A 9,278-nucleotide genomic window follows, 5' to 3' on the forward strand; every position below is an offset into this window, starting at 1 on the left:
GAAAGAGAATTAAGTTATGATAAAAACACCTGAATATAAGAAATACAGAAACCGCATATTGATAAGAAAGTTCATTCTGCATGCCGTATTGATCATTAGTTTTTTTGTTTTTTTGTTTGTTAATATCGATATTTACAGCGATAACTATAGAGATCGTCTTCAGCCACAGATACGACGGGCAGTCCTGCAGGTGGCACAGATCATACCTCAGCTTGAAGAAAGTGAGCTGGCTTTAAGACGTGTCTGTGACCAAATGAACAGCAGCTGGGACAGGATAGCAGCCGACAGCGAACTGGATGAATCCAATTATGATATTCCTGACACAAAATCAAAGCTTGATGAGTTCATAGGAGAAACCCTTTCATGGATGGACCGGGTTACAAAGCTGAAGGTAGGGCGTGACGGATGTGTGGCGGTTTTGGATAAGTCAACCATGACAGTGATTGCTCATCCTGATGCAACATCAATTGGTATACGTCTGAATCCGGATGTACCTCTTACAACGGATAATGTACTAAACCTGAGATCCATCACAAAAAACACCCGGACAGAAGACCTGCCGGCCCATTTCATTCTTTTTGAGCTGGACTTTCCTGAGGATAAAGATTCAGAGGACTTCCGTGACATTGATAACTATCTGTACAGGTCCTTATACGGATGTGCCATAGAGTATGAGGATTACTATATCGTCTGCGGTATCTCTTTTTACGAGAGGCTTTCCTTCCTGTCAAATGCATTTTTTGTAACAGTTTTCACATTTGTGATGATCTGGCTCGTTATCAAATGGATATGCCTTGTCATTAACCAGAGATGTGAGACAGCGAAAACCATGAGAAATAAGCTGATAGCTTATTCCATGGTGGTATGTCTGATTTCTTTTGGTGTTTCCGTATATTTACAGACACTTACCAATGTTGCGGATGATCTGAAAACCATGACGCATCATGCGGAAGTGGCGGTGGAAACATTGGAGACCTATCAGAAGCAGAGCAAAAAGCTTGGAGACTGGCTGGATTCCTTCTATGAGATCCAGTGCCGCCTGGCTTCACGCATGATACGCAACAGAAAGAGCATCCCTGACCGCCATACCATGCAGGTATATGCAGATTATCTTAATGCAAAATATCTGTTTCTTTTTGATAAAAACGGAAATGTGACAGTTACAAATTCAAATTACGATCATCTGAAGGTCGGCAGCAAGCCGGAGGAACCATTCTATGATTTCCGGGTACTTTTGGAAGGAGCAGACAGCGTCATACTGCCTCCGATGCGGGATCAAAGATACAATGAATATCTCCAATATATCGGAGTAAGTGTAAGAAGCAAAGAAGATCTGTGTGACGGTTTTGTGCTGATCGGTATAGACCCTGCTTTGAGGGATGAACTTCTGGATGCGTTAAAGCTTGATAAAGTTCTCAACAATCTTGTTATCGGACTTCCGGAATATGCCTTGGCAGTAGACAAGCAGACATTTGAAATCGTTGCCACCAACGGACTTGGATATGTGGGAGAAAACGTAACGGAGCTTGGTATCTCCCCTGAAAGTCTGGAGCAGAAATTCAGCGGATTCGTTGAGGTGGATGGGATAGTACACTTTGCGGGTGTCAGTGCCTCGGAAGATTACTATATTGTTCCGGTTATGCACCAAAGCGGAAATAACGGAATCTTCAGCAGTTCATGTAAGCTGATGCTGGAGGCCGCCTGCATTTTACTCATCATAACCCTTCTTACACTCTTCAATTTCCAGGAAGAGGTTATAGATGCGGCACCCAAAGAAGAAACCGGTGTTGACCCGGATGACGATGATGTGGATGACGAAGAAGCTAAGGTTCCGGGACTTTTCGCAGGTCTCAAAAATCGTACCCTTTTCAGAGAAAAGAACGGGTTCGAGGAAAGATGGAAGGTTAACACCAGAGCCAAACGTTATCAGAGTCCGGAAGGACGAATCATGGTGATCATCTATCGTATCCTGCTGTTATTCTGTCTGTTCATCCTGCTTCCTACACTTTTTATCGGAATCAATGCCGATTCAAAAATAAGTGAGCTGAGCAATCTTTCATATATGATTTCCGGCAGGTGGCAGAAGGGAGTAAATATATTTGCATTTACATCCTGTATTTTCCTGCTTTGTGCTATGTATGTGGGATCGGTACTGGTAGATGCCATTCTGTATCAGATAGCAAGGGCTTCCGATGCAAAGGTTGAAACGATATGTCTTCTCATCAAGAATGCCATAAAGTACGTATGCGTAATAATATTTATCTATTACGGTCTGTCACAATTCGGAGCAAAAACACAGACCCTGCTCGCATCTGCAGGAATCCTGTCACTGATGGTCAGCCTGGGAGCCAAGGATATGGTAAGTGATATACTTGCCGGATTCTTCATCATATTTGAAAGCACCTATAAGGTCGGTGACTATATAAAGGTAGGCGGATGGGAAGGAGTTGTGACGGAAATAGGCATTCGCACCACCAAGGTAAAATTCGTTACAGATGTCAAAGTGTTTAATAATTCCTCTCTGAGGGATATCGTCTGCTCTGAAGAAGTAGTAAGACAAAGTGTGAAGATAGGCATTTCCTACGATGCGGATTTTGAGGAAATCGAACGTATTCTGAAAGAAGAACTTTCTAAGATAGGTCCGGAACAGATCCCGGGTCTTCGGAAAGGACCTACGTACACCGGAATCAGCTCCTTTGATGAAAGCAGTATCGTTTTAACCATTGCAATGTTTGTCGAAGGCAACCTGAAGTTTCCTGCTGTCCGTGCCCTTAATCGGGAGATAAAGCTGATTTTTGACCGGAACAACATCGAGATCCCGTTCAATCAGCTGGTAGTTCATGAAGCGGAGAAACCTGTCTTATGAAACCTGAATTTTGTAACTGCTTCATATAGAGACTGAGTCTCTCATAAAGTGGCTCCGCCGCCTCACCATACTCATCCTTCAGCAAAGCTCCGATTTCAAACACGGTTCTTTTGCCGTTTATACATCCGAATATAAAACTTCCCATACCCGGAAGATGAATGTGGGATACTGCAGGCTTTTTAAAAAACTTTTGGGCTATCATGTTTGTAAAGCCCTTATTCTTCATTTCAACAATGACCTCACCGGACGAAGAAATCGTCCGGTTGAGGTCACTGTTTATCTCAAATATGTAATCTAAGAAATTATCTTTGTTATTCATTTCCTATTTCCGATTGCAGCCTTAAGTACAGCTGCAGAAACAATCACTATAAGGATAAGAGCCTGAAGGTTTCCTGTAGGGATAACAGCGCTCATGTTCATTTTCTCTGTAAGACCCACAACAGTGAGTACTGCAAGAAGCACACCTACTATACCTTCTCCGGCAATAAGTCCCGAACAGAAAAGGATGCCCTTTCCTGAATCGCCATTCTCGGCACCGAACTTCTTATCAACAAACAGCTTGATAAGTCCGCCAAGCATGATGGTTGATGAAAGCTCAAGCGGAAGATAAAGTCCTATTGATACAGGAAGTGCAGCGATTCCGAGAATCTCAACTGTGATTGAGATGAAAGCACCGATGAAAATCAGTGACCATGGAAGGTTTCCATTCATAACACCCTCGATGATCATCTTCATCATGGTTGCCTGAGGAGCAGCAAGATTGTCTGAACCAAATCCGTAAGCATTATCAAGAAGGATCATAACCCCTCCGATAGCAAGAGCTGCAGCAATAACTCCGAGAATCTCTCCGATCTGCTGCTTTATAGGTGTTGCACCGAGGATATATCCGGTCTTTAAATCCTGTGATGTATCACCGGCCATACATGCAGCTATGCAAATAACGGAACCGATGGCTATGGCACCCTGCATACCGTGTACTCCTACATCACCCGATATCTTAAGACAGATAGTTGCAATAAGGATAGTTGCGATGGTCATACCTGAAACAGGGTTGTTGGAACTTCCTACTAGTCCCACCATTCTTGATGAAACTGAACTGAAAAAGAATCCGAACACTACTATAAGCAATGCACCAAGGAAGGTAACAGGTACCGCCGGTGTGAGCCAGATGGCAACAATGATTGCAGCGATACCGCCAAGCACAATACGGATATCCATATCAAGGGCTGTACGCTCATAGGAAACCTGTCCTGCTTTTGAAACGCTCTTTATAGAGTCCACAAAGGTTCTTACTATAAGCGGAAGAGTCTTGATAAGACTGATGATACCCGCTGATGCAACGGCTCCCGCTCCGATATACTTGATGTAATTTGCCCAGATTGCAGATGCGCCGCCTGAGGCATAGAGCTCACTTACAGAAACACTTGCCGGATACATGACTACGTCGCCGCCAAAAGTCACAATGGCAGGAATGAGAACAAACCATCCAAGGATACCACCGGCAAACATATACGCAGATATGCGTGGCCCACATATGTATCCAACAGAGATAAGTGCAGGATAAACCTCTGCGGCAAACTCTGTCTTGAGGGCTTCAAGCTTGAGTACAAAGACACTCTGTACTGCCATGAGACCGTCAACCAAAAACTTCACAAGAGAACCAAGTCCCATACCGATGAATACTGCCTTTGCGGAAGAACCTCCTTCCTCACCGGCAAGAAGAACCTCGGCACAGGCTGTACCTTCCGGATAAGGAAGAACTCCGTGCTCCTGAACGATAAGTGCATTACGAAGAGGAACCATGAAGAATACTCCCAAAAGTCCTCCGAACAGAGCGATAACCGTGATGGCAATGAGTGAAGGCTTATCCATCACACCTTCCTTTGCCCAGATAAAAAGAGCCGGCATGGTGAAAATAGCACCTGCAGCAAGTGATTCACCTGCAGAACCAACAGTCTGAACCATATTGTTTTCCAGAACTGAATCCTTCTGCATGATAACTCTGATTACGGCCATTGAAATAACCGCAGCGGGTATTGATGCAGATACTGTCATACCTACTCTGAGACCCAGATATGCGTTGGCCGCACCAAAAATAACTGCCAGGACGAGACCCATGATGATGGATGTGGGTGTCATCTCGGGAACCACCTTATCCGCAGGGATATAAGGCTTAAATTCGTCATTCATTTTGTTTATATCTCCTATTTCATTACTTTGTAGTGATAAAGTATATCCGCACTTCCCGAGCTTTGCAATAAAAAATAACATTTTATATATTACAGTCTGAATACCTGCATAAATATCCACACTTTTGTAAGTATTTCACAGAAAGCCGGATTTGCTATACATAAAAGGCAGTGTTAAGATATCCATCATGAATCAATTATCACTTTTCCCTGAACTGAATATAGATCCGAGAACTCCCATGACGGTTAACTGGAATCTGTGGCACGGCTGCACTAAAGTCAGTGCGGGCTGCCTTAATTGCTATATGTACCGTCGGGACGAAGCAATCGGTAAAGATCCTTCATTTGTGCAGAGGACCGACAGCTTCAACCTGCCGGTCAGGATTCTCAGATCCGGCCCTAATAAAGGAAGATACAAAATCCCGGCTGGATCCCATATTTATACTTGCTTTTCTTCGGATTTCTTTCATCCTGATGCGGACGAGTGGCGGGATGATGCTTGGAAGATGATGTATGAACGTTCCGACTGTACTTTTTTCATGATCACGAAAAGACCGGAACGGATAGAGGAACATCTTCCGTCCGGTTGGGGAAAGGGCTGGGAGCATATAACCATAGCGGTAACTTGTGAGAATCAGGACATGATCGACAAGAGACTGCCCATATATCTTTCGCTGCCGATTTTCCATCATTCTGTAATGATAGAGCCAATGCTTAGCGCCGTAGATCTCCGCCCATATATAGATAACTACAGAGCCTCCGATGGGACTCCTGTCATAGAATCAGTTTCTGTGGGCGGTGAATCCGGACCAAATGCCAGAATCTGTGACTATGCCTGGGTAGAGGATGTTCACGCCCGGTGTGTAGAAAACGGCATCTCATTTTACTATCACCAAACCGGAGCTAAACTTCTAAAAGATGGAAAGATTTACAACATTCCCAGACCTATGCAGCATTCCCAGGCGCATAAGGCAGGACTTGATACCTGAATTAACCGGGTCAAACCATCCTTGCATCTATTAGTATATTTGACGCCCGTCAAATATACTTCTTTCCGGCGGAAAAGTAATACGCCATTTGACGTGTGTCAAATGGCGTGTGTATTTCAGCATATTAATGAACTTTTTCCATACTTAAAATGAATATCTATATCTTTATCATCTCATTTTTTACAAATACGTCAAACCTTGGAAGCTTAAAACTGACCAATCCATGTGTATCTGTGTTTATCAGCCCTTTTTCTTTAAGGCGCACCCGATATTGTGAGAATTCATTCTTTTTCTGTTTTGTCAGTTCGAGAAGTTCTGATACAGGCATCTGCTCCTTTTGAATGATAAAAGACATATACCACTTGGGAACCATTCCAAAATTTATGGCAAAAGGATTTCTTTCCATACTAAACCACCTTCCCTGACACGCTTATATACTTCTATATACTTTTTATCAAGATATATACTTTTATATACTTCTATATACTTTTCTTTTTTTTATATACTTTTATATACTTTAGTCAAGGAAGTTCTAAATGCTAATTGGCGCCCCCGTCCCCGGTGGGTTTCTCCGGTTTACGCTTATTGATGTGCTTTTTCCTTTTCACCTGAATTAAACGGAACAAGCTTCGTACGATTTAATGCGATCATTACCGCAGGAATCAATATAAGCTGAAGAGCAATACCCGGTATGGCTTTAAGCAATGCTCCTGCCATGAATGCCTGGAATGTAAAAGCATTACCCTTAAGTCCCAGAAGTACTGTCTGGACAATACCCCATACAACTCTGCCCGCAACCATCGCTATAAGAAGGCACTTGTATAAAGCCTCTGTGCACTTCCACTTTGAGTGACTGTAAAGATAACCTGCCACAAAGGCGTAGGTTGCAAGTTCAAAGGCCATACCTATGGCAGTCGGATACATCGGTGGCATACCAAAAATCATCGACCTTAAAATCGGCAAAATAAATGCCATGGGTGTACCCCACTTTTCTCCAACTATAAGTGCACACAAAAACGCCGGTATATGCATCGGCAATAACATGCTTCCGATCTGAGGGATCTGACCTGTAAGGAATGGAAGCACCAAACCTATTGCCAGAAACATTGCCGTAAGAACCATTTTCTTTATTGAATCACTTTTCATACTCTCACCCTCTCATCTAACAACGCTGTTTTTCATCAGTAATATCTGACATACAGATGCATATCTTTATGGCTTCTGTATCCTTTACATGGTTATCAATTCATATTCCCGGGTTCCAAGTCCGATCTTTTCCGCGTGTTCCAATGTCTCTTTCCATCTGACATTCGGATTGGAATCAAAGAAATGGTCGTGATGATGATGCCAGCCGGGTTTACTTAAATTATCGGAAAGCTGACTGTTAGGCATAGGTGTTGATCTGAGACATGCATCCACACACGCCTGGTCAAGGGCAACCGGATCAAACGAAGCAAAAAATCCCACATCAGGAAGGATAGGCGCATCATTTTCACCATGACAGTCACAGTTAGGGGAAATGTCACGAACGAGACTGATATGGAAACACGGTCTGCCGGCGCACACTGCCGCACTGTATTCCGCCATCTTTCGACCCAGTATCTCGTTTGCATCCCAGTTCATATTTTCAATCGCATCAAATCCGCAGGCGCCTATACATCTGCCGCAGCCCTTACAAAGATTCTGGTCAATATGAGCTTTTTTATTTTCGTAGTATATGGCATTTGATCCGCACTCTTTGGCGCAGCGGCCACATCCCCGGCACATATCCTCATGAACTGTTGGATGACCGCTGTTGTGCTGCTGCATTTTACCCGCACGGCTTCCGCATCCCATACCTATATTCTTGATTGCTCCCCCGAAACCGGTAGACTCATGACCTTTAAAGTGAGTAAGCGAAATAAAGATATCGGCATCCATAACCGCTCTTCCGATATAAGCTTCTTTACAATACTCACCATTTGGCACCGGAACTTCTATATCATCTGTTCCTCTGAGACCGTCTCCGATGATTATCTGGCATCCTGTAGTGATGGTATTGAAGCCATTGATATTGGCACAATCCATGTGTTCAAGAGCATTTTTACGTGAGCCCGGATACAACGTATTGCAGTCTGTTAAAAACGGAATTCCTCCCTGCTCCTTAACCACATCAGCGACAGCCTTGGCATAATTGGGTCTCAAATATGAAAGGTTTCCAAGTTCACCAAAGTGCATTTTGATTGCTACAAACTTCCCGTCCATATCGATGCTGCCTATACCTGCCTTGCGAATAAGCCTCTGCATCTTAACAGTCAATGACGTTCCAACAGTCGTCCTGAAATCCGTAAAATATACCTTTGATCCAGCCATATTGCCTCCTTATTAAATTGTCCCGAAAACAAAAACCTGTGATAAAGAATATTTTACATCATTAATATTTTATGGACAATTTATCAGGAATAAAATATTTTCTCCGTCCATAAACGATTAACAATATCCAGCCACTGTTTGCACTGGTCGCTCCAACTTGCAACGTGTGGATCAGCAATCCTGTTTTTTTGAGGATCCTCCACAGCAGGTGTTGCCAGGCTCAAGCCATGAACTCCTTGTGGATATAAGTGGAGCTCTGCAAATACTCCATTCCTTATAAGTCCATTCTTGACACTCCCACAAGATAAAGCTTGATGGGATTCTTGCTTCAACCACCATGGTTATTGTCACACTCTCCGTAGAGAGCAGTTTTCCCAACGATGTCCACAAGCGTTTGGTTCGGCACAGCCCGTGCCTACCTTGTTATTCGTTAAGCTGTCACACGTAGTGACAGACCCATTTTTAGTATGTTTTTTGCAGCATTACCATCACGATCGTGGTATGTGCCACAAACAGGACAAGTCCATTCTCTGATGCTGAGATTTTTAATGTTCGGATTTTTATATCCACAGCAACCGCAAGTCTGGCTGCTTGGATAGAATCTTGGAACTTTGATTATCTCAGTACCATAGAAAAATGCTTTGTATTCAAGCATATCAAAGAACTTCGACCATGATACATCGCTTATAGATTTAGCGAGTTTATGATTACGAACCATTCCTTTTACATTAAGGTCTTCAATGCAGATGATTTGGTTTTCTTTCACCAGCCTTGTTGACTCTTTATGTAAAAAGTCATTTCTCTGATTTGTAATCTTTTCATGTATCCTTGCAACTTTGATGCGCTGCTTATTCCAATTTGCTGAACCTTTAACCATTCTGG

Annotated in this window: 8 protein-coding genes; 2 read left to right on the plus strand and 6 right to left on the minus strand. The window is 43.2% G+C overall.

The features are described from left to right. Positions 1-16 precede the first annotated feature (16 nt). On the plus strand, positions 17-2,866 hold the full coding sequence (locus tag BLV86_RS12360; RefSeq protein ID WP_090817864.1) for a mechanosensitive ion channel family protein: 2,850 nt from the start codon (positions 17-19) through the stop codon (positions 2,864-2,866). Here the strand turns inward: BLV86_RS12360 and BLV86_RS12365 are convergent. Continuing rightward, positions 2,823-3,185 (minus strand): PqqD family protein, encoded by a 363-nt coding sequence (locus BLV86_RS12365; protein WP_090817867.1) that lies wholly within the window; start codon positions 3,183-3,185, stop codon positions 2,823-2,825. The two genes, BLV86_RS12360 and BLV86_RS12365, sit on opposite strands and share 44 nt — an antisense overlap. Further along, positions 3,182-5,056 carry an OPT family oligopeptide transporter gene (locus BLV86_RS12370; RefSeq protein ID WP_175456543.1) on the minus strand — a complete coding sequence of 625 codons (1,875 nt, stop codon included), beginning with the start codon at positions 5,054-5,056 and terminating at the stop codon, positions 3,182-3,184. The genes BLV86_RS12365 and BLV86_RS12370 overlap by 4 nt, the downstream gene beginning before the upstream one ends. A 187-nt stretch (positions 5,057-5,243) precedes the next feature. On the opposite strand from BLV86_RS12370, the gene BLV86_RS12375 reads away from it, so the two are divergent. Then, positions 5,244-6,044 carry a DUF5131 family protein gene (locus BLV86_RS12375; RefSeq protein ID WP_330386243.1) on the plus strand — a complete coding sequence of 267 codons (801 nt, stop codon included), beginning with the start codon at positions 5,244-5,246 and terminating at the stop codon, positions 6,042-6,044. Positions 6,045-6,201: 157 nt separating this feature from the next. Here the strand turns inward: BLV86_RS12375 and BLV86_RS12380 are convergent, their stop codons facing one another. From BLV86_RS12380 to BLV86_RS12400, 4 genes are all read right to left on the minus strand, one after another. Beyond that, the gene (locus BLV86_RS12380; RefSeq protein ID WP_090817870.1) at positions 6,202-6,450 is read right to left on the minus strand and encodes a hypothetical protein; all 249 of its coding nucleotides are present in this window, start codon (positions 6,448-6,450) and stop codon (positions 6,202-6,204) included. A 176-nt stretch (positions 6,451-6,626) separates the two neighbouring features. Continuing rightward, positions 6,627-7,190: an ECF transporter S component gene (locus BLV86_RS12385; RefSeq protein WP_031550160.1), complete on the minus strand. Its 564-nt coding sequence runs from the start codon at positions 7,188-7,190 to the stop codon at positions 6,627-6,629. Between the two features lie 84 nt (positions 7,191-7,274). Continuing rightward, the gene (locus tag BLV86_RS12390) at positions 7,275-8,396 is read right to left on the minus strand and encodes a DUF362 domain-containing protein (protein ID WP_090817873.1); all 1,122 of its coding nucleotides are present in this window, start codon (positions 8,394-8,396) and stop codon (positions 7,275-7,277) included. 430 nt (positions 8,397-8,826) lie between these two features. After that, on the minus strand, positions 8,827-9,278 hold a 452-nt coding region (locus tag BLV86_RS12400; RefSeq protein ID WP_139297920.1), incomplete at its 5' end, for an RNA-guided endonuclease TnpB family protein.

Origin of the sequence: Oribacterium sp. KHPX15 (assembly GCF_900107835.1) — a bacterium.
Taxonomy (GTDB): domain Bacteria; phylum Bacillota; class Clostridia; order Lachnospirales; family Lachnospiraceae; genus Oribacterium.